We start from the raw sequence: 23,140 nt of genomic DNA, 5'->3' as shown, positions 1-23,140 counted from the left end.
TAGGTCATTTGCCAGCGGGACGACGGGGTTTTTGATGGGAATTGAAGTGGGTTACCGCGTTACCGGTACTGGCCTGGATCAAGCGTTGCGGGGCAATGGCACCGGCCGTGGCAGTGCTCGCGACGAGGCGCGCTTTCCCGCAGCGCCCCCAGGCACGTTCAGCTCTGCTGCAAATGCCCATACAGCTTGGCGTACAACCCGCCCTCGGCAATCAACTGCTGGTGACCGCCATCCTCGGCCACATGCCCGCCATCGAACACCAGCACCCGGTCTGCCTGTTTCACCGCCGACAGCCGGTGGGCGATGATCAATGTGGTACGGCCATTGAGAAACCGCGCCATGGCCTGATGCAGGTTGTATTCGGTGGCAGCGTCCAGGGCCGAGGTGGCCTCGTCGAGAATCACCACCTTGGGCTCGGCGAGGATCATTCGGGCAATGGCCAGGCGCTGGCGCTGGCCACCGGACAGACGGACGCCGGAGCGCCCCACCACGCTGTCCAGGCCCTGGGGCAGCGCGGCGATGGTGGCATCGAGCTGGGCGATGCGCAGAGCCTGCCAGCAGGCCTCGTCGGTGCAGTCACGGCCCAGCGTCAGGTTGGCGCGCACGCTATCGTTGAACAGCGATGGGTGCTGTAGCACCACCGCGACATTCTCGCGCAGCGCCTCAAGGCCGATCTCCTGAAGGCTCGCCCCACCGAAGCGGATGGTCCCGGCCTGGGCGCTGTACAGGCCCAGCAGCAGCTGTACCAAGGTGCTCTTGCCGCCACCGCTGGCCCCGACAATAGCCACTTTCTCGCCCGGGGCGATGGAAAGATCCAGATGCTCGAGCACCGGCTCGTCGGCATAGGCAAAGCGCAGGTCGCGCACTTCGATGCCGACCGTGTCGCGCCCGGCGAAGGGGTCGACCGCCGCCGGATACTGCGGCTCGTCGGCCCGCGCCAGCAGCTCATTGAGCCGGCTCAGGGCGCCGCCGGCGGCATAGTAGGCGTATTGCAGATTGAGCAGTTGCTCCACCGGCCCGATCATGAACCACAAGTAGCTGAATACAGCCAGCATCTGGCCAATGGACAGGTCGGAGAACAGCACCGTGAGCATGGCCGCGGCGCGGAAGATATCGATACCGAACTGGAACAACAGCCCGCTGGCACGACCGCTGGCGTCGCTCTTCCACTGCGAGGCCACGGCATAGTCGCGCACTTCCCGGGCACGCAGCCCGAGGCGACCGAGAAAATAACCCTGACGGTTGCCGGCGCGGATCTCCTGGATGGCGTCCAGGGTCTCGGCCAAAGCCTGGGTAAAGCGTGCGGTGCTGTCGTTTTCGAGCTTCTTCAGGTGCTTGACCCGCTTGCCCAGTTGCACGGTGAAGTAGATCACCAGTGGGTTGAACAGCAGGATCAACAGTGCCAGCTGCCAGTGCATCCAGATCAGGATGGCGGCCGTACCGGTCAAGGTCAGGACGGCCACCAGGAAGCGGCTCAAGGTCTCGCCGACGAACTTGTCCAGGGTGTCCAGGTCAGTCACCAGATGCGTGGTCACGGTGCCGCTGCCCAGGCTTTCGTATTCCTTGAGGGAGATCCGCTTGAGCCGTTCGATCAGGCGAATGCGCAGGCGGTAGACGATGTCCTTGGCAAGGCCCGCGAACAACTTGGCCTGCAACACGTTGAAGGCCAGTGCAGCCAGGCGCAGGCCAAGGGTCGCGATCAGCATCAGGCCGATGTAGCCGGCCGCCACCTGCCAGTTGTCCGGCAGGAAGCGGTTCATCCACTTGAGCGCCGCATCGCCATGGCCGAGCAACACTTCGTCCACCAGCAATGGCAGCAGCAAAGGGATCGGCACGCTGCACAAAGCCGCGAGCACGGCCACAAGGTTGGCGGACCACAGGGCCTTCTTGTGATGCAACGCCAGGCGGCGGATCTCCGCCCAGCTCAGACGATCGGCCACGGCGGGGGCCTTCCCCGGCACAGGGTCGGATGACCCTGGCAGGTCAAGCACAGGCGGCCTGCTGCAGCCAGCGGCCGAGCAAGGGTTGCAGCCGGTCCAGCGGCTGGTAGCCGTTGGTCAGCAAGGCCAGCTGGCCGTTGCGCTCGGCCAGCAGCGTCGGAAAGCCGGCAATGCCCAGGTCCTGCACCCAACTGAAATCGGCCGCGGTGGCGGCACGGGTATCGGCCCGGGAAAACGCCTCGGCGAAATGACCTCGGTCAAAACCTGCCTGCTCGGCAAGCTCCACCAGTTGCGGAGCGCGGGTAACGTCCACCCCCTGCTCGTAGAACGCCCGCTGAATCAATCCCAGCAGAGGCCAGACCCGCTCGGCGTCCAGCTCGCGCGCTGCCACCAGGGCGCGGCAAGCGGGCTCGGTGTCGTAGACGAAGCCGTCCGGCATGGCACCTTCGAAGCGAAACGCCTGGCCGGTGGCTTCGGCCACCGCCTGCCAATGTTCGAGGATGTAGCGACGGGTCGAGGCATCCAGGGCGCTGCTGCCCGAGCGCAGGCCACCCAGCACTAGGCGCGTCGGCACGCCAGCCTCACGCGCCTGGGCGATCAACGCCTCGGCCACCGGGGCGAAGCCCCAGCACCAGGAACACATCGGGTCCATCACATACAGCAGGCGTGCGGACATGCATCAAGCCTCGGCTTTGTAGTTGTAACCGATCGGGTGGGGCTGGTTGCGCGCCTTGGCCAGTTCGATCTGCTTCTGCCGGTCGATGGCGCTGCGCCGGGTCTTCTCGCTCAGGCTGTCCCAGCAATGCGGGCAGCTCACGCCTGGCGAATAGTGCTCGGACGCACGGTCCTCCACGCTGATCGGGTGGCGGCAGGCATGGCACTGGTCGTATTCGCCCTCGGTCAGGTCATGACGCACCGTGACGCGATTGTCGAAGACGAAGCAGTCGCCATCCCACAGGCTCTGCTCTTGAGGCACTTCCTCGAAGTACTTCAGGATCCCACCCTTAAGATGATAGACCTCCTCGAAGCCTTCACCGAGCATGTAGCTGGAGGCTTTTTCGCAACGGATGCCGCCGGTGCAGAACATCGCAACCTTTTTGTGCTTGCTCGGATCGAAGTTGGCCTTGATGTAGTCGGGAAACTGGCGGAAGGTCTCGGTCTTCGGGTCGATGGCGCCCTTGAACGTGCCGATGGCCACTTCGTAGTCGTTGCGGGTGTCGATCAGCAGCACTTCCGGGTCGCTGATCAGGGCGTTCCAGTCCTTGGGCTCGACGTAGGTACCGACCTTGTGGTTCGGGTCCACGCCCGGCACGCCCAGGGTGACGATCTCTTTCTTGAGCTTGACCTTGGTGCGGTAGAACGGCTGCTCGTCGCAGTAGGATTCCTTGTGGTCGATATCGACCAGGCGCGGGTCGTTGCGCAGCCAGGTGAGCAGCCCGTCGATACCTTCACGGGTGCCCGAGACAGTACCGTTGATGCCTTCCAGGGCCAACAGCAAGGTGCCTTTGACGCCGTTGTCGACCATGGTCTGGAGCAGCGGCTCGCGCAGCTCGACGTAGTCTTCCAGAGTGACGAACTTGTACAAGGCCGCCACGACGATAGCTTGGGACATGAAACAACTCTCCAGGTGGTCACCCTCGTAAGGGGCGGACCGGGTTTGACAAAAAGCAGGGGGCCGCTGTAGCGGCCCCCGGATGACGCGGATTGTACCAGAACGACGGAAGGGATTCAGTGCCCCCCGCCGGCACAGACCGGGGAGGCCGGCGCCGCACCGACTTTGGCCCATTCCTCGGATGTATAGGTATGGATCGCCAGGGCGTGGATCTGGCCCATCAGCTCACCCATGGTGGCGTAGACCTTCTGGTGGCGCTTGACGCTATTGAGTCCGGCGAACTGCTCGCTGACGATCACCGCCTTGTAGTGGGTCTCCTGGCCACGGCTATGCATGTGGCTCTCGTTGAGCACCTCAAGGTGCGCCGGGGCCAGGGCGGCCAACTGCTGTTCGATGCGTTGCTGCATGTTCATCGGGGCGTCACTCACTTCTTGGCTGGGGCCTTGCCGGCGTTCGGGTCCAGTTCCTTGGTCATGTCGTCAAGCAGCTTGTTGACCACTGGGACCGCCGGTTCCAGGCTCTGCTGGGTCAGCTGGGCCGACTGCTGGGTCACGCGGGGCATCTCGCGCAGGACCTTCTTGCCCAGCGACGATTCGTAGAATTTGACCAGGTCCTTGAGCTCCTGCTCGGTGAAGGTCTGGGTATACAGGTCGACCATCTTCGGCTTGATTCTCTTCCAGCCGATGGCGTTGTCCAGGGCGGCATTGGCCTTGGCCTGGTAGCTGTCGAGCACGTTTTTCTTGGACTCAGGCGCTTTGGTCTGGGCGAAACGCTGGGCGAACATCTGCTGGACTTGCATGTACACCGGGGTGCCCAGCTTGTCGGCATTGACCAGAGTCAGGAATTTCTCGGCGGCAGCGTTGTGGCTGGCAGTGGCGGCGAGTACCTGGCCGCTGGCGCAAGCCAGGACGACGGCGGCACAGAGGACGCGAAGACGAGTCATTGCATTTCCTTCATGAAAGAAAGGGAGGCGGGTACCTCGGGGAGAGCATTCTGCGCCGTGGCGCCATAGTGCTCAAGTGGCATGACGAGCGACGGAACCGCTCGAGCGAATCAGGGCCTAAACTGCGGTTTCGGACTGACAAAGGAGTGAACGCAGCATGAGCCGTATCGAGACAGACAGCCTGGGCCCGGTCGAAGTTCCAGAGGACGCCTACTGGGGCGCGCAGACCCAGCGTTCGCTGAACAACTTCGCCATCGGCAAGGAGCGCATGCCCCTGGCTGTACTGCACGCCCTGGCGCTGATCAAGAAAGCTGCAGCGCGGGTCAACGACCGCAATGGCGACCTGCCGGCCGACATCGCCCGTCTTATCGAACAGGCCGCCGATGAAGTGCTCCAAGGCGAACATGACGACCAGTTCCCGCTCGTCGTCTGGCAGACCGGCAGCGGCACCCAGAGCAACATGAACGTCAACGAAGTCATCGCCGGGCGCGCCAACGAGCTGGCCGGCAAGGGTCGAGGCGGCAAGGCGCCGGTACACCCCAACGACCACGTCAACCGCTCGCAGAGCTCCAACGACTGCTTCCCCACCGCCATGCACATCGCCGCTGCACAGGCCGTGCACGACAAACTGCTGCCAGCGATCGCCGAACTCTCGGCGGGCCTGGCCGAGCTGTCGGCGCGTCACCAGCACCTGGTCAAGACCGGCCGTACCCACATGATGGACGCCACACCCATCACCTTCGGCCAGGAAGTCTCGGCGTTCGTCGCCCAGCTTGACTATGCCCAGCGCGCCATTCGTGCCAGCCTGCCGGCAGTGTGCGAGCTGGCCCAGGGCGGGACTGCGGTCGGTACCGGGCTCAATGCTCCGCACGGCTTCGCCGAAGCCATCGCCGCAGAGCTGGCAGCGCTTTCGGGCCTGCCCTTCGTCACCGCACCGAACAAGTTCGCCGCCCTGGCCGGCCATGAGCCGCTGACCACCCTGGCCGGCGCCCTCAAGACCCTGGCCGTGGCCTTGATGAAAATCGCCAACGACCTGCGCCTGCTCGGCTCCGGCCCACGGGCGGGGCTCGCCGAAGTACGCCTGCCGGCCAACGAACCGGGCAGTTCGATCATGCCCGGCAAGGTCAACCCGACCCAATGCGAGGCCTTGTCGATGCTTGCCTGCCAGGTGCTGGGCAACGACGCGGCGATCGGCTTTGCCGCCAGCCAAGGGCATCTGCAGTTGAACGTGTTCAAGCCGGTGATCATCCACAACCTGCTGCAATCGATCGAGTTGCTGGCCGACGGCTGCCGCAACTTCCAGCAGCACTGCGTGGCCGGGATCGAGCCGGATGCCGAGCAGATGGCCGCGCATCTGGAGCGAGGGCTGATGCTGGTCACCGCGCTCAACCCGCACATCGGTTACGACAAGGCTGCCGAGATCGCCAAGAAGGCCTACAGCGAGGGCAAGACACTGCGTGAGGCGGCGCTTGAGCTCAAGTACCTGACCAACGAGCAGTTCGACCAATGGGTGCGGCCAGAGAACATGCTGGCACCCGGTGCAAAAGGCTGACCGTCAGGCCATGCAGCCCCGTTTGCGCCAGCTCTTTTACGGGAGCTGGCGCAGCCACGTCTGGTTCACTGAACCTGTGCCAATCGCGCACGCCGCGCACGCCAGCCGGCCATCAATGAAGGTCCCAACGCCACGAGGGCCGACCCCACCACCACCGTCACCGCCCCGACGTATCCCAGGGCGTTGATGTCTTCGGCCTGGACATAATCCGGCCACAGCACGGCCGCCGCGGCCACGGCGAGGAAAGTCACCAAAGGTGTGAGCGCCAAGGTCGCGCTCACTCGCGAGGCTTCCCAATGGGCCAGCGCCTCGGCGAACGCTCCGTACGCCACCAGGGTATTGAGGCAACACGCCAACAACAGCCAGCCTTGCAGCGGGCTCAACTGCAATGCCTCCAATGGATGCGCCCAGGGCATCAGCAACAGCGCACAGCTCAGGTACATCACCATCATCACCTGCTGTGAATGCCACACCGTGAGCAGTTGCTTCTGGCTCAGGGCATAGAACACCCAGATGCTCGTGGCCAGCAGAATGGTCAACACGCCGGTGGTATAAACGCCCAACGAGGTCAGCAGCTCTTCGAGCCGCTGGTTGAAGAACAGCCCGAATCCAGCCAGCAGCACCAACAACCCAAGCCCCTGTCCCAGGCTGAAGCGCTCCTTGAAGACGAACACGCTGGCCACCAGCAACAACACCGGGCCAATCTGCACCACCAATTGTGCGGTGCCAGGGCTGAGCAGGTTGAGCCCGATCAGGTACAGCACGTAATTGCCCATCAGGCCGAAGACCGCCACGGAGATCAGGCCTGCGCCCTTGCGTCCAAGCTTGCCGACAGCCGGCAAGCGCCGATTGACCGCCAGCCAGGCGAACAGCAGGCAGCCAGAAACCGTGAGGCGATACCAGGTGACGGTGATCGGGTCCATCACCTGCAGGACTTGCTTGAGCTTGATCGGCAGAATGCCCCAGAGAAACGCGGTCAGCAGTGCCAGGAACAGGCCGTAGCCCCAGCGTCCGGAAGAAATGTGCATAGCGTCCTCGAATCAGGCCCTGCGGGTGGGGGTACTGGAAATTCTAAGGGCTTGGAGTACAGGGCTGGGGAAAAGTCGCGGGAAAAGAATTCATCGGGTCATTCCTTGCGGGCATGCCAGGATTTCCCCTGTCGCCTACGCTGGCCTTTTCGCCGGCAAACCCGCTGCCACAAGTGCACCGCTAGTCTGTGGAAGCGGGTTCGCTCGCCAAAATAGGTGACAGCCAAGCACTTATTTGCGGGATTTATGAAATGCCGCTTCCAGCGCCTCGTTGATGGTCTTGAGCACCTTCACCCGTGCCCAACGCTTGTCGTTGGCCTCGACCAAGGTCCAGGGCGCGATCTCGGTACTGGTGCGGTCGACCATGTCCCCCACCGCCTCTACATAGAGGTCCCACTTGTCGCGGTTGCGCCAATCGTCCTCGGTGATCTTGTAGCGCTTGAACGGGATCTGCTCGCGTTCCTCGAAGCGCTCCAGCTGCGTTTGTTGGTCGATCGCCAGCCAGAACTTCACCACCACGACGCCCGCGTTGGTCAATTGCTCTTCGAAATCGTTGATCTCGCCATAGGCACGCATCCAGTCGGCCGGGGTGCAAAAGCCCTCCACCCGCTCCACCAGCACCCGGCCGTACCAAGAACGGTCGAAGATGGTGAACTTGCCTCGCGCCGGAATATGCCGCCAGAAACGCCACAGGTAAGGCTGGGCCCGCTCCTCCTCGGTGGGCGCGGCGACCGGTACGATGCGGTACTGACGGGGGTCGAGCGCCGCGGCCACCCGGCGGATAGCGCCGCCCTTGCCTGCCGCGTCATTGCCTTCGAACACCGCCACCAGTGCATGGCGGCGCATCTGCTTGTTGCGCAGCAGCCCTGCAAGGCGAGCTTGTTCGGTGACCAGTTGCTCTTGGTAATCGTGTTTGTCCAGGCGCCGGCTCAGGTCCAACGCGCCGAGCAGGCTCTTCTGGTCGATGCTGCGCCCCAATGGCGCCACGTTGCCTTTGTGCTTGCTACTCGGATCGTTGGCCAGCGCCGCTTGCAGGCTCTCCAGAAGGATGCGCCCCACCGCCAGGCTGCGGTAGTACGGATCGACCCCCTCGATCACATGCCAGGGCGCGTAGTCGCGGCTGGTGCGACGCAACACACGCTCGCCGAAACGCACGAAGCGGTCATAGGTTTGCGATTGCTGCCAGTCCAGCGGGCTAATGCGCCAGCTGTGCAAAGGGTCGTCCTTGAGCGCCTTAAGACGCGCCTTCATCTGTTTCTTGGACAGATGGAACCAGAACTTGATGATCAGCGCGCCCTCGTCGCAAAGCATCTGCTCCAGACGCTCGGCCCCGGTGATGGCCTGGTCGAGCACCGCATCCTTGAACAGACCATGGACCCGTCCCTGCAGCATCTGGCTGTACCAGTTGCCGAAGAACACACCCATGCGCCCTTTGGGCGGTAACGCCCGCCAGTAGCGCCAGGCCGGCGGACGGGCCAGTTCCTCATCGGTCTGCTGGTCGAAGGTGCGTACCTCGATCAGACGCGGGTCCATCCACTCGTTAAGCAGTTTGACCGTCTCGCCCTTGCCGGCGCCCTCGATGCCGTTGATCAACACGATCACCGGAAAGCGCGCCTGCTGCTTGAGTTCGTACTGGGCTTCGAGCAGCGCCTCGCGCAGGGCGGGTACTTCGGCCTCGAAAGCCTCCTTGTCGATGCTGTGACCAATTTCGGCGGATTCGAACATGAGTTGCCTTGGCTCCTTCAATGGATAACCAAGACTAGCGGATTGTGCGCCAGGCTTCAGGTCCAATCGCTGGCCACGTTCGGTTCTGTTCGGTTGGCGCAGCGACAGGTGCGTAAATGGCTTAAAATCGTCCTCCCGCGACATGCTGAGCCAACCATGCCTGACACCTTCTTACAGCACGCCCAGATCGACTGGGACGACCAGGGCCGCCCTCACTCGCGGCAGTACGACGACGTCTACTTTTCCAAGAACGAAGGCATCGAGGAAACCCAGCATGTCTTCCTCGAACAGAACCGCCTGCGTGAACGCTGCACCGCCCTGACGCCCCAGGACTGCCTGGTGATCGGCGAGACCGGCTTCGGCACGGGCATGAATTTCTACTGTGCCTGGCAGTTGTTCGCCGAACACGCCCCGCGGGGTGCGCGCCTGCATTTTGTCAGCGTCGAAAAGTACCCGCTCACCCGCGAAGACCTCGCCCGCGCGGTACAGCTGTGGCCGCAACTCGAACCTTACTGGCAGCCGCTGCTGGCACAGTACGTGGCGGTGCATGGCGGCTTCCAGCAGTTCAGCTTCGACCATGGGCGGGTGACCCTGACCCTGATGGTGGGCGATGCCCTGGCGCAATTGCCTACGCTCGATGCGCAGGTCGATGTGTGGTTCCTCGACGGCTTCGCCCCGGCGAAGAACCCCGACATGTGGACGCCGGAGCTGTTCGCGCAACTGGCCCGGCTGTCCCGGCCCGGCACCACACTGGGCACCTTCACTACCACCGGCTGGGTGCGTCGTGGCCTGATCGCTGCAGGCTTTGCCATGCGCAAGGTGCCGGGTATCGGTAAAAAATGGGAGGTCATGCACGGCCAGTTCCAGGGCTGGCCCGCTGAGCAACCCGCCCCAGCCGAACCCGAACCTTGGTATGCCCGCCCTGCCCCTGCGCAAGGCCCGCGGCATGCCGTGGTCATCGGTGCCGGCCTTGCCGGTAGCGCCACGGCTGCCAGCCTCGCGGCCCGTGGCTGGCAGGTCAGCGTGCTGGAGCGCCACGACGCCCCGGCCCAGGAAGCCTCGGGCAACCCCCAGGGCGTGCTCTACCTGAAACTCTCGGCCCACGGCACGACGCTGTCGCAGATGATCCTCTCGGGCTTCGGCTACACCCGCCGTTGGCTGCAACAGCTGCAACGCGGACAGGACTGGGACGACTGCGGTGTGCTGCAATTGGCCTTCGACGACAAGGAAGCACAGCGCCAGGCCAAGCTGGCCGAGGCCTTCGACAGCACATTGCTGCACGTGCTCGATAAAGCCCAGGCCGAGTCGGTCGCAGGTGTGGCACTGCCTGCCGGTGGGTTGTTCTATCCCGAAGGCGGCTGGGTGCACCCGCCAGCGCTGTGCCAGGCGCAGCTGCAACATCCGCACATCGAGTTGCTGACCCACCAGGAGGTGATCGAACTGCGCAAAGTCGATGGCCGTTGGCAAGCGTGGGACGGTGAGCGCCTGCTGGCGAGCGCGCCAGTGGTGGTGCTCGCCGGCGCCGCCGAGATCCGCCGCTTCGAGGCCTGCGCCGAGCTGCCGCTCAAGCGCATCCGCGGGCAGATCACCCGCCTGCCGGCCACCGAGGCCAGCCGCGCCTTGCGCACCGTGGTGTGTGCCGAAGGCTACGTCGCGCCGCCGCGTGGCGATGAGCACACCTTGGGCGCAAGCTTCGACTTCCATAATGACGACTTGGCACCGACTGTCGCCGAACACCAGGGCAACTTGGCCCTGCTCGATGAAATCTCCACGGACTTGGCCGAGCGGCTCAATACCAGCGTGCTGGACCCCGCCCGGTTGCAGGGCCGAGCGGCGTTCCGCTGCACAAGCCCAGACTACCTGCCGATCGTAGGGCCCGTGGCGGATGCGCAAGCGTTCACCGACGCCTATGCAGTGCTCGCTAAAGACGCTCGACAGGTGCCGGACACGCCCTGTCCTTGGCTCGACGGGTTGTACGTGAACAGCGGCCATGGTTCGCGAGGGTTGATCACCGCGCCCTTGAGCGGCGAGCTGGTCGCAGCCTGGGTGTGCGGTGAACCGCTGCCGCTGCCGCGCACGGTGGCGCAGGCGTGTCATCCGAACCGGTTTGCGTTGCGTCGGTTGATTCGCGGCAAATAGAGAGGCCGGGTTCACCGGCAACGGGGCCGCTCAACCCATATAACGGATTGATCTAAAACTCTCACAACCCCCATGGGTCAGTTCCTTATGTGCCCCATTTCGGGGCGCATATTCCCCAACGGCAAAACCGGTAAGGACCTATGTGCGGATTAGCAGGAGAGTTACGTTTCACCCCCATCGACCAAGCCCCTCGCCCGGCGGACCTCGCCGCGGTAGAGCGCATCACCCATCACCTGGCGCCTCGCGGCCCCGACGCCTGGGGCTTCCACAGCCAGGGCCCGATCGCCCTCGGCCACCGGCGTCTGAAAATCATGGACCTGTCCGACGCCTCGGCTCAGCCCATGGTCGACAACACTTTGGGCCTGTCGATGGTCTTCAATGGCGCCATCTACAACTATCCCGAACTGCGCGAAGAGCTCAAAGCCCTGGGCTACCGCTTCTTCTCCGACGGCGACACCGAAGTGTTGCTCAAGGGCTATCACGCCTGGGGCGCAGCCTTGCTGCCCAAGCTCAACGGCATGTTCGCCCTGGCCATCTGGGAACGCGACGCCCAGCGCCTATTCCTGGCCCGCGACCGTCTCGGCGTCAAACCGTTGTACCTGTCGCGCAACGGTGAGCGTCTGCGCTTCGCCTCCACACTCCCGGCGCTGCTCAAGGGCGGCGATATCGATCCGGTGATCGACCCGGTGGCGCTCAACCACTATCTGAATTTCCACGCCGTAGTGCCCGCGCCTCGTACCCTGCTGGCCAACGTGCAGAAGCTCGAACCCGGGACCTGGATGCGCATCGACCGCCACGGCGAGGTGCAGCGTGAGACTTGGTGGCAGTTGCACTACGGTCCGCGTCCGGATGAACAGCACCTGGACCTGGAAGACTGGACCACACGCGTGCTCGACGCCACCCGCGACGCCGTAGCCATCCGCCAACGGGCGGCGGTGGACGTCGGCGTGCTGCTCTCCGGCGGCGTCGATTCCAGCCTGTTGGTCGGCCTGCTGCGCGAAGTAGGGGTGGACGATCTGTCGACCTTCTCCATCGGTTTCGAAGATGCCGGCGGTGAGCGCGGGGACGAGTTCCAGTATTCGGACCTGATCGCCCGCCACTACGGCACGCGCCACCATCAATTGCGTATCGACGAGCGCGAGATCATCGAACAGCTGCCGGCGGCGTTCCGCGCCATGAGCGAGCCGATGGTCAGCCATGACTGCATCGCCTTCTACCTGCTTTCGCGGGAAGTGGCCAAGCACTGCAAGGGGGTGCAGAGCGGCCAAGGCGCCGACGAATTGTTCGCCGGCTACCACTGGTACCCGCAGGTGGACGGCGCCGACGATGCCTATGAGGCCTATCGCACCGCGTTCTTCGACCGCGACCATGCCGAGTATCGCGACACGGTCCAGGCCCCGTGGCTGCTGGAAAGCGACGCGGCCGGCGAGTTCGTTCGCGAACACTTCGCCCGCCCTGGCGCCAGCGAGGCTGTGGACAAGGCCCTGCGCCTGGACAGCACCGTGATGCTGGTCGACGACCCGGTCAAACGCGTCGACAACATGACCATGGCCTGGGGCCTGGAAGCCCGCACACCGTTTCTCGATTACCGACTGGCGGAACTGTCGGCGCGCATCCCGGCCCGATTCAAACTGCCCGACGGTGGCAAACACGTGCTCAAGGCCGCGGCGAGACGGGTAATCCCACATGAGGTGATCGACCGCAAGAAGGGCTACTTCCCGGTGCCGGGTCTGAAGCACCTGCAAGGCGCCACGCTGGACTGGGTTCGTGAACTGCTGACCGACCCAAGCCAAGACCGAGGTCTGTTCAAACCGGCCATGCTCGATCGCCTGCTGAGCAACCCTCAGGGTCAACTGACGCCGCTGCGAGGCTCCAAGCTTTGGCAGTTGGCCGCCCTGAACCTCTGGCTCAGCGAACAAGGAATCTGACCGATGAAAGCGCAAACAGCCTATGGCCAGCGCCTGCTCCGCGGACAAGTCCCCTCCTACGAGCGCCTGCAGGCGCAATTGGCCGGTGACGGCAGCGAACCCCACGGCCAACCCCGTGCGGTACATTGCGGCTGGGGCCGGCTGCTGATCGGCCACACCTACCCGGACCCGGCCGTGCTCGCCGAGGCATTGCTCGACGAGCGCCCCGGCGAGCGAGACATCGCTCTGTATGTGGCCGCTCCCCAACAAGTGCTGGCCCAGGCCCCGCAACAGTTGTTCCTCGATCCTTCGGACACCCTGCGCCTGTGGTTCACCGACTACCGCCCTGCGCAACGCGTGTTCCGCGGATTTCGCATCCGCCGGGCCCAGGCCGACGCTGACTGGCATGCCATCAACGCCCTTTACCAAGGACGCGGCATGCTGCCGGTCAACCCAGAGCTGCTCACCCCCCATCACCTGGGCGGGCCGGTGTACTGGCTGGCCGAGGACGAGGACACGGGCGCTGTGATCGGCAGCGTCATGGGGCTGAACCACAGCAAGGCCTTCGATGACCCTGAACACGGCAGCAGCCTGTGGTGCCTGGCCGTCGACCCGCAATGCACCCGCCCAGGCGTAGGCGAAGTGCTGGTGCGTCATTTGGTCGAGCACTTCATGAGCCGCGGCCTGGCCTACCTGGACCTGTCGGTGTTGCACGACAACCGCCAAGCCAAGCGCCTGTACAAGAAGCTGGGCTTTCGCAACCTCCCGACCTTTGCAGTCAAGCGCAAGAACGGCATCAACCAGCCACTGTTCCTCGGCCCTGGCCCAGAGGCTTCGCTCAACCCCTACGCCCGTCTGATCGTCGACGAGGCCTACCGGCGCGGCATTGACGTGCAAGTCGACGACGCCAGCGCAGGCCTGTTCACCCTGAGCCTGGGCGGGCGCCGTGTCCGTTGCCGCGAATCCTTGAGCGATCTGACCAGTGCCGTGAGCATGACCTTGTGCCAGGACAAACGTCTCACCCAGCACGTTCTGGACGCCGCCGGTCTGCGCGTGCCGGTTCAACAGTTGGCCGGTAATGCCGATGACAACCTGGCTTTTCTCGAAGAGCACGGCGCAGTGGTGGTCAAGCCGGTGGATGGCGAACAAGGCCAAGGTGTCGCAGTCAACCTGGGCACTCTGGAGGAGATCAACCAGGCCGTCGAGCAGGCTCAACGCTTCGACAGCCGGGTACTGCTCGAAAGCTATCACCCTGGTCTGGACCTGCGCATCGTGGTGATCGGCTTCGAAGTGGTGGCGGCAGCGATCCGTCACCCGGCCCAGGTGATTGGAGACGGCAAACACAGCATTCAGGCCTTGATCGAAGCCCAAAGCAGACGGCGCCAGGCTGCCACCGGAGGCGAAAGCCGTATCCCGCTCGATGAGGAGACCGAACGCACCTTGCGTGCGTCGGGCCTGGACTACGACAGCGTGTTGCCGGCTGGACAACGCCTTGCCGTGCGCCGCACCGCCAACCTGCACACCGGCGGCACGCTCGAAGACGTCACCGAGCGCCTGCATTCGGTGCTGGCAGACGCCGCCGTGCGCGCCGCGCGCGCCCTGGACATTCCTGTGGTGGGCCTGGACCTGATGGTGCGCGATGCCGAGCAGCCGGACTACGTGATCATCGAAGCCAACGAGCGGGTGGGCCTGGCCAACCACGAACCGCAACCGACCGCCGAGCGCTTCGTCGACCTGCTCTTTCCCCACAGCCAAGCACCGACATGAAACCGTGCACAAGGTAAACCGGCTCCCATTGGGCTCGGCGCAGCTCTGTGGGAGCGGGCTTACCCGCGAGAGAACAGCGTTAACCCAAGGAGTACCTGATGTCTAACGGACACCCCGAACCCGATCTCGAGTACCTCAAACGCGTGCTGCTGGAAATGCTCGCCATTCCTAGCCCCACCGGTTTTACCGACACCATCGTACGCTACGTGGCCGAACGCCTGGACGAATTGGGCATCCCCTTCGAACTGACCCGCCGCGGCACCATCCGCGCGACGCTAAAAGGCCGTCAGAACACGCCCGACCGCGCCGTCTCGGCGCATCTGGACACCATCGGCGCCAGCGTGCGCCAACTGCTCGATAACGGCCGTCTGGCCCTGGCCCCGGTGGGCTGCTGGTCCAGTCGATTCGCCGAAGGCAGTCGCGTCAGCGTGTTCACCGACACAGGCGTGTACCGCGGCAGTGTGCTGCCGCTGATGGCGAGCGGGCATGCCTTCAACACGGCCATCGATCAGATGCCGATCAGTTGGGAGCATGTGGAAGTGCGTCTGGACGCTTACTGCGCTACCCGCGCCGACTGCGAGGCACTGGGGATAGCCATCGGCGACTTCGTCGCCTTCGATCCGCTACCGGAGTTCACTGAAAGCGGTCATATCAGCGCGCGCCACCTGGACGACAAGGCTGGCGTGGCAGCACTGCTGGCAGCACTCAAGGCCGTGGTGGAGTGCGGCCAGCAACCGTTGATCGACTGCCACCCGCTGTTCACCATCACCGAAGAAACAGGCTCTGGTGCCGCGGCAGCGCTGCCTTGGGACGTGAGCGAGTTCGTCGGCATCGACATCGCTCCGGTGGCACCCGGGCAGGCCTCAAGCGAACATGCCGTGAGCGTGGCCATGCAGGACTCCTCAGGCCCTTATGATTACCACCTCTCACGGCACCTTCTGAAACTGGCTGGCGACCACGACCTACCGGTGCGTCGTGACCTCTTCCGCTATTACTTCAGCGATGCCCATTCGGCCGTCACGGCCGGCCACGATATCCGCACCGCGCTGGTGGCGTTTGGTTGCGATGCCACCCACGGGTATGAGCGGACCCACATCGATAGCCTGGCTGCCCTGAGCCGCTTGTTGGCGGCTTATCTGCTCAGTCCACCGGTATTCGCCAGCGATTCGCACCCTGCAAATGCATCGCTCGAGCGCTTCAGCCATCAGCTGGAGCATGATGCCCAGATGGAAAGCGAGACAAGGGTGCCGGCGGTGGACAGCCTGGTTGGCAACAAGCCTTGAGCGCTTGGCGCGAGGAGGCACAGCACCTGAGGCAAGCCCTGCGCGATTGGCGTAGCATGCCCCCATCCCAGCCAAGACTTTGTGACCATGCTGATCCCCTACGACCAACTCGAAGCCGAAACCCTCACCCGTTTGATCGAGGACTTCGTAACCCGCGACGGCACCGATAACGGCGACGACACGCCCTTGGAAACCCGCGTACTGCGGGTCCGCCAGGCACTGGCCAAAGGTCAGGCGTTCATTCTGTTCGATCTTGAAAGTCAGCAATGCCAATTGCTGGCCAAGCACGAAGTGCCCAGGGAGCTATTCGACTGACTGCTTGCCCTGGCGCCGCTGCGCCAGGGCTTGTTTGACGCTGTCGCTGATCTCTTCCCGGTTTACCGTGATATCAGCAGGTGCCTTGATGCCCAGACGCACCTGTTCACTCCCTTGCACGGACAACACCCGAATCGTGATGTCGTCCCGGATCTTGATCGCCTGCCCCACCTGACGCCCTATCACCAACATGTCTGACCCTCCAATCCAACGGAAAACCAGAGACTGCCTGTGGCGCCTTCAACCGCACAACGTTACGCAGGTGAAATAGACGCATCCCACACAAACACGCGATTTCACCTACAGCCTTGCCTGCATCACCCTTGCTGCAACCGCGGCCCGAACACAATGAGGGTTGCACCGGCCACGCAGAGCAGTGCCCCTAGCCAGTCGCTGGCCATCGGCCGAGCCCGCTCCACCAGCGCCAGCCATAGCAATGAGGCAACGATATAGATACCGCCGTAGGCGGCATAGGCACGGCCGGCATACGCCGCTTCGACACGGGTGAGAATCAGCCCGAACACCGTCAGGCTGGCCAGCGCAGGCGCTACCCACCAAGCGCTCTTGCCCAGGCGCAGCCAGAGATAAAATGCATAGCAGCCGCCAATCTCGAACAGCGCCGCCAAGAAAAACCATAGGTAATTGATCACACCGGTCATCCAGCCCATTTGAACGACGCATAGCATAACGGAGGCGGAAGCAAAGCATGGAGGGCTCTCAGGGGTTACCGTTCCATCGCAACCGCAGAAGTTCTCAGGCCAGCTCGATTTGTAATTCAGGATTCAATGCAAGCATTGCATGTAATAGTCTGATGTCATCAGTGGCATCAGCGCCTCTATTGTCTGGGGAATACAAGATCCCGGTGACGCCAACTTCTTTCGTCATCGTAAAATGTATTTTGGCGCACGGTCGGGTCACCACAAGGATTTCGTTATAATCCGAAAAAACACCGTGACCTCGGGTATGGTGCAATATCTCGAACGGCGGCTCGATGTGTCTGAAGCCACCCGCCCACATCATGTTTTGCTCGAACCCATTAAGCACTGCATCGGAAAACTCGTATCCATCGGCTGATGCATGGGTAGGAAAAAGTACATCCCGCGAGAACGTGCCGAGGATATTTTCAGGCGGCACATCCAATATAAAACCCACCGAATGACACATGGGTGTCACCTGAGACGAAATCTGCACAAAGCCTGCACGGTTCCTGCGCATCATACTGTGTGCCCACAGACGCCTGCGTATGACCAAAGACGTTGAAATCACATCCCAGGATCTAAAGACATCCTGTGCCCTGCCCGCTGACAGCGCGCCTGCCTGAAATCCATTCAAACAGAGCGTATGAACCAGGCATAGGCCATATTCTGAAAGCCGTCCCCACTCACGTAAATCGCGCTCGACCTGCTCGTCGAAGGAATACAACGGCGATGAACACGACGACCGTGGCTTGAATGCCGCCTTCGCCAAGCCCGCAGAGAGAGACTCTGCGCGCGATCGAAATCTGAAACATCCCATGCGAAGAGCCTACTAGCAAGATTTTGCGCAAATGGTATGTACACTGACAGATCGAGTATGGCGGTGTATGAAAACAACCAGCGGCGAGGAAAATCGAGGCCGACAACCAGACTCATATGTATTCGACAGCTAAATCCGGATTAACCTGACACAACCTGTCTAGCATAAACTGATCCCGCCTTTTGTCTCGGATGAAAGCGTTTCCATGCTGCGAGTAAATAATGCCTTGCACCCTAACCTCTTCCGTCGCCGAAAAGTGCACCCTGACATTGGGTCGGGTAACGACCAATATCTCGTTGTACACGGCACTTGGCGTGATGGTTTTCTTCAGGATCTCGGCAGGTGACTCAATCTTGGTAAACAGGTCTTCATTGAAAAGTTTTCCTTTTGCCGTTCGCCTTGCCAGTATTCGAGATGCAAATTCGTAGTGTGCCGCCGGCGCATGAGTCGGAAAGAAAACATCATACTCGTGAGTACCTAATATATTTTGGGGAGGTACTTTTAAAATCAGCCCCAGGTTGGCGTACAGACAATTGCAGCTATCGATCTGTCGAAGAATCCGGTTTGGGAGATTGTGTGCTTGGGCCTGTCGCCGGATACGATTACGTGCAATCATGGACGTGGAAATTACGTCCCACCCCCTCAACACATCCTGCGCTCTTCTTTGGAATAACTCGCCCCCAAAAGAGCTAATGCCCAAAGCATGCACCAGACACAGCCCATATTTCGAAATGTCCCCCCACGCCTCCAAATCACTTTCCACTTTTTCGTCGAAAGAGAATCTAGGCGTAAAGGATGCTCGCGTTGAACTGAAAGCCGTCTTGGGCTCTGCAACCGAAAGGCAATTCAGTCTTCGTATAACCTGGGATACTTTCATCCAACCTCTCAAGAATACTATGCAAAGGCATCAAACGTGCCCAAGCTTCAAACACACAATGTCCACACCGGAGTTTCAGGCGGCAGTACGGCGCCCCGCACCATCATTAGCTTTCTTCCGACCTTTAACGCCTCGCCGGCGCATAGGGCCCCCTGAAGTAATTCGCCGTATGAAAACCCAACCACAACTTCCGATTTTCATGGGAAAACTCGGACTGCGTGTCCTTCGAAAGCACCACGATATCTTTGGCGATGACTCTCTGCGTGACAACACCATGTACATGTTGGTTGGGTTTGCCCATGATCAAAACTTCATTATGCTGCCAACGGGTCGATTTCATTAGCGTTTTGGGTGTAACAACGTTGAAGGAGGCATCCGTCTGAGCCGTGATATCTGGACCTTCAACACTGAATAATCCATTGTTTGCCAATATGAATTTTTGCTGATTGATTCGGGTACGAGTCATCATCGGTGCCGCCGCAGCACGTAGGATATTTTGCGGCGGCACGTCGAGCACAATACCAAGTTCCTCCGGCATACCGGAAAATAAATGCCCGTCCCTATTCATTCGCCGATAGCTTTTCCGTTGCTTTTCGATGTCGCTCGGATTGACCAATGACGTGGACAGTACCCAATGACGATCAATCCACTGTTGGATGACTGGCAATTCATAGCCACATAAAGCCGTGATGGAGGTGAAGGGGCACACCAGCATCATGCCTTGGCGGTCGAGATTCTCCCACTGCGATAAAACCTGCTGCATCGCGGTGTGATTGGAATATAGTTTTCGCTCTTTCGCTTTTGAAACCATCGCTCAGATTCACACTGCTCGCCAAGTCAGGCTTACCCTTCCTCGACTGGAAGATCGGGATTCAATTCGCGCAAGCGCTGAAGCACCTCGGCTTCCGACGGACTGAGACCACAACTTCCTTGAGTGTAAATAATACCCTTCACTTCAACGTTCTTCGTTTCCGAAAAGTGCAACCTGACATGAGGGCGGGTCACCACGAGAATCTCGTTATACTTAGTACCCGGCATCTCTTTCCCGGTCCTTTCCATTATCCTGCGCGGCGACTCAATCTGAGTATATGCCCCTCCTAATACCGGACGCGCTGTACTTCTGTCGCCTAAAACTGCACTCGCAAACCTGTAGTCTTTTGCCGGTTCATGCGTTGGGAAGAAGACGTCCGTTGGGAAGGTTCCCAGAATATTTTCTGGCGGTACCTGTAGAATCAACGCGACATTTGCATACATCGTCGGAGGCTTCCTTAGCAGCCGGGCGATCTTTGGATCCCGATTGCGGATCTGCACTTGCGCCCATGGCCGTCTGCGACTGATCAACGACGTTGAAATGACATCCCACCCGCTCAAGACGTGCTGTGCGCGCCCTTGGAACAGCTCACTGTCGTCCAGCGCGTGCTCGCCCACGGCATGCACCAAGCACAGCCCCATCTCGGAAATACGCCCCCATTTTTGCAAATTTTTTTCGACTTTCTTGTCAAAAGAATATGCTGGATAGGCAGTCGCCGGTTTGAAGGTAAAAGCAGCTTTGGAATCCTTTCCCGATAGCGCTTCGAATCTCGAACTGACGCGTATTTTATTCAACCACCCCACATGACACCTCGTATTAGCCCACGCCTTAGACCTGTACAACACCAAGCCCTGGATTCAACTGACGAAGGCGACTTATAAAATCCAACCGTTCGAAACTCGATCGGTCCCGATGATTTTCCGCAACCTCGAATTTAGGCGCATAAAGAATACCGCGCACCCTGATCGGTTGCGTCATCGTGCAATATATATTCACATTAGGTTTGCCGACGACCAGCACTTCATTATGAAACGCCGTTCGCCCAATGATGTCGCTTGGCGGAACGACCTTATTATATTTCTCCACCAGCCTTTGCGAAAATAGCTTGGAGACACCGTTGAGTATTGCATCGGCAAACTTAAAATCCTTACTGGGAAGGTGCGTCGGAAACATGACATCTTCCGGGAAGGTTCCCAGAATATTTTGCGGCGGCACTTCCAGAATGAAACCCAGCTCGCCGAACACCTGGGTTGGAATGGCTGATCCTGTATTTTTATAGCGGCGTCTGTACCTGAAGACCCGCAGGGAGTCCACCAGACTGGTGGAGAAGACATCCCACGACTTGAAAACGTCTTCGGCCCGTCTCTTTGAAAGGTCGCCTCTTTCGAACTTATCCAGGTCGAAAGCATGCACGAGAAATCTGTTCTGCTCCGCCAGTCGCTCCCATTGACCCAGGGCGTGCTCGACACTTTTATCATAAGAGTATTTGGAGTGCAGCCGCCCCGCGTCGCTCAACCTGCCCATCGATAGTTCAAGTGCCCGTTCGTATATGATGGCACGTCAGCATGTATGAACGCACCGCACCTCTACAATTCCTCAACAAGGTCTTACATGGAATAGACTTCAAGGCCTGGATTCTGCACTCGCAGCAGCCTAATCAAATTAAAATCTTCACGCAGTTTTTCACTATTGTTCCGATTGACAATTACCACACCCTTTACGTTGATTTTGCGCGTCTGGGCAAAATGCACATGCGTGTTGGGCCGACCAATGACCAGTACTTCATTGCCAACATTTTTGTACTTGAGCAGCTCCTCCGGCGTCATAATTTTGCGATACCCGCCTTTGATTATCTTTCCGCTCTGGCTAATACCCGCCTCTATGCTGTGGGCCAACTGATACTTAGAGGTCCGTCCATGAAACGGCAGCCCGACAGGCCGAGTAAACGTCCCGAGAATATTTTGAGGATTTATGTCCAGAATCAGGCCAACCCCGCGAGTCCACGGTACCGAGGCAGGGTTGCCATACGAAGCCAATGAGGTGGAAAACACATCGCACTCCTCGATAACATCCTCCGCTGTTCGCCGACTCAGATCACTGCTCAAGAAACACTCCAGCGTCACGGGATGTGCCAAGAAAAGGTCGCGATCATCCAGGTCTTCCCACGTTGTCAATCGCTGTTCCAATTTGGGGTCGAGGGAATATTTTGGCGTGCATGCCTTGCCATGCATATTGACCTTGGTGTTGGCGGGTCGCCGCCGCAGCAAAGACGACGTAGCAGTTGCCAACTTGGACTTCAAATCAGTCATGAGTCTCTCACTTTCAGATTTTGTTCAAACAGATAATATTCGACCATTCGCCACTTCGATTGATCGGCGATTGATCACGTCTCGACAGTCTTAAACAACACTAAGCGGCAACGTCGGATTTAACTCACACAACCTTCGCAGTAACGCAACCCTTTCCCAAGGCAGGTCACGCAAAGACAACTCGCAATTCTGATGGTGGAGAATACCGACGACCTTGATGGGCTTGGTCATTGCGTAGTGCAACTTGAATCCCGGCCTGCCCACGACGAGAACTTCACTGTATATATAAATCTTCGACGCCACCCACTCAGGCGTCTCGATACGATTGTAGCCGCCTTTTATATAAACGCGACGCCCCAACGGCTTGTCTTTATAGGCCGAACGCCCAGACAATACGGATCGGGCAAACTTATTCTTCTCACCCGTTTCATGGGTGGGAAAGTACACATCCCCCCTGAAAGTACCCAAGATATTTTCAGGCGGGACCTCCAATATCAGTCCAATCGCGGCAAACGTTCCGAGTGGCGCCTGTTGCCTTCCAGCTTTACCGCTCGGACAGGCTATCAAGGAGGTCGAGAACACGTCCCACCGCTGGAATACCTCCTCAGCGGGCCTTCTCGTCAATTCACTCGAGAGGCCATGGTCAGTCCTGATCGCGTGCACCAGGCAAAGGCCCTTAGCAGAAAGATTCGCCCATTCACCCAACTTGGACTCTGTCGCTGGATTCGTCGAGTACCGCGGGCCAGGTAGGACGCCACGCATTTCAAAGTTGGAAACCGACGGCATGACGTGTTTAGCCGATTCCCGTTCGGCTGACGAGCGAGACTTTCAGATCCCCAGACTCTCCTCGCGGGCTGCTGGCGTAACACCACTTCGAATCACGCTCCCAGAACGCCCATTGAAAGGTGCCCCCAAGCCCCTCCGGCGGCAACGGTGCACGCACCACGCTGCACGAGCCTTGCACATCGCGTGTCGCAATCGGGCTGTTGCTGGCTACAGGACTTTCGGCAGTCACGATCGCGTACTGGCTGATATGCGTGACCTCGAACTTCAAATTCAAGGTCTCGCTACCACCGTCACGACGCACCAGCAGGCTTCGAGGCTGCGGAACCTTCACGTAATACTGCTGCCGAGCCAGCCTGTCCTTAAGGGTCGTTTTGCGATAACTGATCGGTAGGTCCACTGCATTTTCCGACGCGCTTTTGCACAGGTCTCGCCAGGTTTTGCAGATCCACTCATTGGACGAGCCATAGCGCAGGAACTGGCTGCCCGTCTCGGTACGAAACCGCGCACCAATCGTGACATTGGCCGCTTCGGCCCACGACGATAGCAAAAGAACGAGCAGAACCACGGCCGCTCGCAACCCCGCGGGGAAATACCCCATCGACATGCCCTCCTGGTGATCATGCATGGGCAC

The 23,140-nt window shown here is 60.6% G+C and carries 22 protein-coding genes; 6 read left to right on the top strand and 16 right to left on the bottom strand.

The genetic code is table 11. The annotated features are described in order from the left end of the window. Nucleotides 1–158: 158 nt before the first annotated feature. The 5 genes from R6G97_RS17480 to R6G97_RS17460 all read right to left on the bottom strand — a co-directional run bounded on the left by R6G97_RS17480 (nucleotide 159) and on the right by R6G97_RS17460 (nucleotide 4,495). Entirely contained in the window at nucleotides 159–1,991 is a 1,833-nt protein-coding gene (locus R6G97_RS17480; protein WP_043206600.1) for an ABC transporter ATP-binding protein, read from the bottom strand. After that, nucleotides 1,984–2,616, bottom strand: coding sequence for a DsbA family protein (locus tag R6G97_RS17475; protein ID WP_102082352.1), 633 nt, complete (start codon nucleotides 2,614–2,616; stop codon nucleotides 1,984–1,986). The genes R6G97_RS17480 and R6G97_RS17475 overlap by 8 nt, the downstream gene beginning before the upstream one ends. Nucleotides 2,617–2,619: 3 nt before the next feature. Then, a complete protein-coding gene (gene trhO, locus R6G97_RS17470) occupies nucleotides 2,620–3,552 on the bottom strand; it encodes an oxygen-dependent tRNA uridine(34) hydroxylase TrhO (RefSeq protein WP_043206602.1) in 933 nt (310 codons plus the stop codon). Between the two features lie 116 nt (nucleotides 3,553–3,668). Continuing rightward, nucleotides 3,669–3,965 carry a BolA family protein gene (locus tag R6G97_RS17465; protein WP_043206603.1) on the bottom strand — a complete coding sequence of 99 codons (297 nt, stop codon included), beginning with the start codon at nucleotides 3,963–3,965 and terminating at the stop codon, nucleotides 3,669–3,671. Between the two features lie 11 nt (nucleotides 3,966–3,976). Then, nucleotides 3,977–4,495: a DUF2059 domain-containing protein gene (locus tag R6G97_RS17460; RefSeq protein ID WP_317847276.1), complete on the bottom strand. Its 519-nt coding sequence runs from the start codon at nucleotides 4,493–4,495 to the stop codon at nucleotides 3,977–3,979. A gap of 157 nt (nucleotides 4,496–4,652) precedes the next feature. On the opposite strand from R6G97_RS17460, the gene R6G97_RS17455 reads away from it, so the two are divergent. After that, nucleotides 4,653–6,047, top strand: a complete 1,395-nt coding sequence (locus R6G97_RS17455; protein WP_317847275.1) for a class II fumarate hydratase — start codon at nucleotides 4,653–4,655, stop codon at nucleotides 6,045–6,047. A 65-nt stretch (nucleotides 6,048–6,112) separates the two neighbouring features. Here R6G97_RS17455 and R6G97_RS17450 read toward each other — a convergent pair whose 3' ends face one another. After that, the gene (locus R6G97_RS17450) at nucleotides 6,113–7,075 is read right to left on the bottom strand and encodes a DMT family transporter (protein WP_317847274.1); all 963 of its coding nucleotides are present in this window, start codon (nucleotides 7,073–7,075) and stop codon (nucleotides 6,113–6,115) included. A gap of 231 nt (nucleotides 7,076–7,306) precedes the next feature. Then, complete coding sequence (gene pap, locus R6G97_RS17445) at nucleotides 7,307–8,800, bottom strand: polyphosphate:AMP phosphotransferase (RefSeq protein ID WP_043206607.1); 1,494 nt, start codon at nucleotides 8,798–8,800, stop codon at nucleotides 7,307–7,309. 156 nt (nucleotides 8,801–8,956) lie between these two features. Between pap and mnmC the strand changes: the two genes are divergently transcribed. The 5 genes from mnmC (at nucleotide 8,957) to R6G97_RS17420 (ending at nucleotide 16,211) form a co-directional block, all read left to right on the top strand. Further along, complete coding sequence (gene mnmC / locus R6G97_RS17440; protein WP_317847273.1) at nucleotides 8,957–10,939, top strand: bifunctional tRNA (5-methylaminomethyl-2-thiouridine)(34)-methyltransferase MnmD/FAD-dependent 5-carboxymethylaminomethyl-2-thiouridine(34) oxidoreductase MnmC; 1,983 nt, start codon at nucleotides 8,957–8,959, stop codon at nucleotides 10,937–10,939. 140 nt (nucleotides 10,940–11,079) lie between these two features. Continuing rightward, nucleotides 11,080–12,867, top strand: coding sequence for an N-acetylglutaminylglutamine amidotransferase (locus R6G97_RS17435; protein WP_043206609.1), 1,788 nt, complete (start codon nucleotides 11,080–11,082; stop codon nucleotides 12,865–12,867). Nucleotides 12,868–12,870: 3 nt separating this feature from the next. Beyond that, nucleotides 12,871–14,613 carry an N-acetylglutaminylglutamine synthetase gene (ngg, locus tag R6G97_RS17430; RefSeq protein WP_317847272.1) on the top strand — a complete coding sequence of 581 codons (1,743 nt, stop codon included), beginning with the start codon at nucleotides 12,871–12,873 and terminating at the stop codon, nucleotides 14,611–14,613. A gap of 98 nt (nucleotides 14,614–14,711) precedes the next feature. Further along, nucleotides 14,712–15,896, top strand: a complete 1,185-nt coding sequence (locus R6G97_RS17425; RefSeq protein ID WP_043206611.1) for an osmoprotectant NAGGN system M42 family peptidase — start codon at nucleotides 14,712–14,714, stop codon at nucleotides 15,894–15,896. Nucleotides 15,897–15,983: 87 nt separating this feature from the next. Then, nucleotides 15,984–16,211, top strand: a complete 228-nt coding sequence (locus R6G97_RS17420; RefSeq protein WP_043206612.1) for a YheU family protein — start codon at nucleotides 15,984–15,986, stop codon at nucleotides 16,209–16,211. Here R6G97_RS17420 and R6G97_RS17415 read toward each other — a convergent pair. The 9 genes from R6G97_RS17415 to R6G97_RS17375 all read right to left on the bottom strand — a co-directional run bounded on the left by R6G97_RS17415 (nucleotide 16,200) and on the right by R6G97_RS17375 (nucleotide 23,134). Further along, entirely contained in the window at nucleotides 16,200–16,403 is a 204-nt protein-coding gene (locus R6G97_RS17415) for a carbon storage regulator (protein ID WP_043206614.1), read from the bottom strand. The two genes, R6G97_RS17420 and R6G97_RS17415, sit on opposite strands and share 12 nt — an antisense overlap. Before the next feature lie 125 nt (nucleotides 16,404–16,528). Beyond that, complete coding sequence (locus R6G97_RS17410) at nucleotides 16,529–16,861, bottom strand: YnfA family protein (protein WP_090344022.1); 333 nt, start codon at nucleotides 16,859–16,861, stop codon at nucleotides 16,529–16,531. Nucleotides 16,862–16,964: 103 nt separating this feature from the next. Next, nucleotides 16,965–17,375 carry a hypothetical protein gene (locus tag R6G97_RS17405; RefSeq protein WP_043206616.1) on the bottom strand — a complete coding sequence of 137 codons (411 nt, stop codon included), beginning with the start codon at nucleotides 17,373–17,375 and terminating at the stop codon, nucleotides 16,965–16,967. A gap of 463 nt (nucleotides 17,376–17,838) precedes the next feature. After that, nucleotides 17,839–18,603 (bottom strand): hypothetical protein, encoded by a 765-nt coding sequence (locus R6G97_RS17400; RefSeq protein WP_197853331.1) that lies wholly within the window; start codon nucleotides 18,601–18,603, stop codon nucleotides 17,839–17,841. A 124-nt stretch (nucleotides 18,604–18,727) separates the two neighbouring features. Next, nucleotides 18,728–19,414: a hypothetical protein gene (locus R6G97_RS17395; RefSeq protein ID WP_197853330.1), complete on the bottom strand. Its 687-nt coding sequence runs from the start codon at nucleotides 19,412–19,414 to the stop codon at nucleotides 18,728–18,730. A gap of 32 nt (nucleotides 19,415–19,446) precedes the next feature. Then, on the bottom strand, nucleotides 19,447–20,208 hold the full coding sequence (locus R6G97_RS17390) for a hypothetical protein (protein ID WP_139205737.1): 762 nt from the start codon (nucleotides 20,206–20,208) through the stop codon (nucleotides 19,447–19,449). 34 nt (nucleotides 20,209–20,242) lie between these two features. After that, the gene (locus R6G97_RS17385; RefSeq protein WP_317847271.1) at nucleotides 20,243–20,938 is read right to left on the bottom strand and encodes a hypothetical protein; all 696 of its coding nucleotides are present in this window, start codon (nucleotides 20,936–20,938) and stop codon (nucleotides 20,243–20,245) included. An 83-nt stretch (nucleotides 20,939–21,021) separates the two neighbouring features. Beyond that, nucleotides 21,022–21,723 carry a hypothetical protein gene (locus R6G97_RS17380; protein ID WP_317847270.1) on the bottom strand — a complete coding sequence of 234 codons (702 nt, stop codon included), beginning with the start codon at nucleotides 21,721–21,723 and terminating at the stop codon, nucleotides 21,022–21,024. Nucleotides 21,724–22,516: 793 nt separating this feature from the next. Continuing rightward, the gene (locus R6G97_RS17375) at nucleotides 22,517–23,134 is read right to left on the bottom strand and encodes a hypothetical protein (protein WP_317847269.1); all 618 of its coding nucleotides are present in this window, start codon (nucleotides 23,132–23,134) and stop codon (nucleotides 22,517–22,519) included. Nucleotides 23,135–23,140 lie beyond the last annotated feature (6 nt).

The sequence above is a fragment of the Pseudomonas sp. HTZ2 genome, assembly GCF_033173945.1.
Taxonomy (GTDB): Bacteria; Pseudomonadota; Gammaproteobacteria; order Pseudomonadales; family Pseudomonadaceae; genus Aquipseudomonas; species Aquipseudomonas guariconensis.
This window is presented reverse-complemented; position numbering and strand designations above follow the sequence as displayed.

What these genes read in the sequence shown, in the direction of transcription:
- R6G97_RS17475 (WP_102082352.1), bottom strand. Translation starts at nt 2,616, where the DNA reads ATGTCCGCACGCCTGCTGTATGTGATGGACCCGATGTGTTCCTGGTGC.
- trhO (WP_043206602.1), bottom strand. Translation starts at nt 3,552, where the DNA reads ATGTCCCAAGCTATCGTCGTGGCGGCCTTGTACAAGTTCGTCACTCTG.
- R6G97_RS17465 (WP_043206603.1), bottom strand. Translation starts at nt 3,965, where the DNA reads ATGAACATGCAGCAACGCATCGAACAGCAGTTGGCCGCCCTGGCCCCG.
- R6G97_RS17460 (WP_317847276.1), bottom strand. Translation starts at nt 4,495, where the DNA reads ATGACTCGTCTTCGCGTCCTCTGTGCCGCCGTCGTCCTGGCTTGCGCC.
- R6G97_RS17455 (WP_317847275.1), top strand. Translation starts at nt 4,653, where the DNA reads ATGAGCCGTATCGAGACAGACAGCCTGGGCCCGGTCGAAGTTCCAGAG.
- R6G97_RS17450 (WP_317847274.1), bottom strand. Translation starts at nt 7,075, where the DNA reads ATGCACATTTCTTCCGGACGCTGGGGCTACGGCCTGTTCCTGGCACTG.
- pap (WP_043206607.1), bottom strand. Translation starts at nt 8,800, where the DNA reads ATGTTCGAATCCGCCGAAATTGGTCACAGCATCGACAAGGAGGCTTTC.
- mnmC (WP_317847273.1), top strand. Translation starts at nt 8,957, where the DNA reads ATGCCTGACACCTTCTTACAGCACGCCCAGATCGACTGGGACGACCAG.
- R6G97_RS17435 (WP_043206609.1), top strand. Translation starts at nt 11,080, where the DNA reads ATGTGCGGATTAGCAGGAGAGTTACGTTTCACCCCCATCGACCAAGCC.
- ngg (WP_317847272.1), top strand. Translation starts at nt 12,871, where the DNA reads ATGAAAGCGCAAACAGCCTATGGCCAGCGCCTGCTCCGCGGACAAGTC.
- R6G97_RS17425 (WP_043206611.1), top strand. Translation starts at nt 14,712, where the DNA reads ATGTCTAACGGACACCCCGAACCCGATCTCGAGTACCTCAAACGCGTG.
- R6G97_RS17420 (WP_043206612.1), top strand. Translation starts at nt 15,984, where the DNA reads ATGCTGATCCCCTACGACCAACTCGAAGCCGAAACCCTCACCCGTTTG.
- R6G97_RS17415 (WP_043206614.1), bottom strand. Translation starts at nt 16,403, where the DNA reads ATGTTGGTGATAGGGCGTCAGGTGGGGCAGGCGATCAAGATCCGGGAC.
- R6G97_RS17405 (WP_043206616.1), bottom strand. Translation starts at nt 17,375, where the DNA reads ATGTGTCATTCGGTGGGTTTTATATTGGATGTGCCGCCTGAAAATATC.
- R6G97_RS17400 (WP_197853331.1), bottom strand. Translation starts at nt 18,603, where the DNA reads ATGAAAGTATCCCAGGTTATACGAAGACTGAATTGCCTTTCGGTTGCA.
- R6G97_RS17395 (WP_197853330.1), bottom strand. Translation starts at nt 19,414, where the DNA reads ATGGTTTCAAAAGCGAAAGAGCGAAAACTATATTCCAATCACACCGCG.
- R6G97_RS17385 (WP_317847271.1), bottom strand. Translation starts at nt 20,938, where the DNA reads ATGGGCAGGTTGAGCGACGCGGGGCGGCTGCACTCCAAATACTCTTAT.
- R6G97_RS17380 (WP_317847270.1), bottom strand. Translation starts at nt 21,723, where the DNA reads ATGACTGATTTGAAGTCCAAGTTGGCAACTGCTACGTCGTCTTTGCTG.
- R6G97_RS17375 (WP_317847269.1), bottom strand. Translation starts at nt 23,134, where the DNA reads ATGCATGATCACCAGGAGGGCATGTCGATGGGGTATTTCCCCGCGGGG.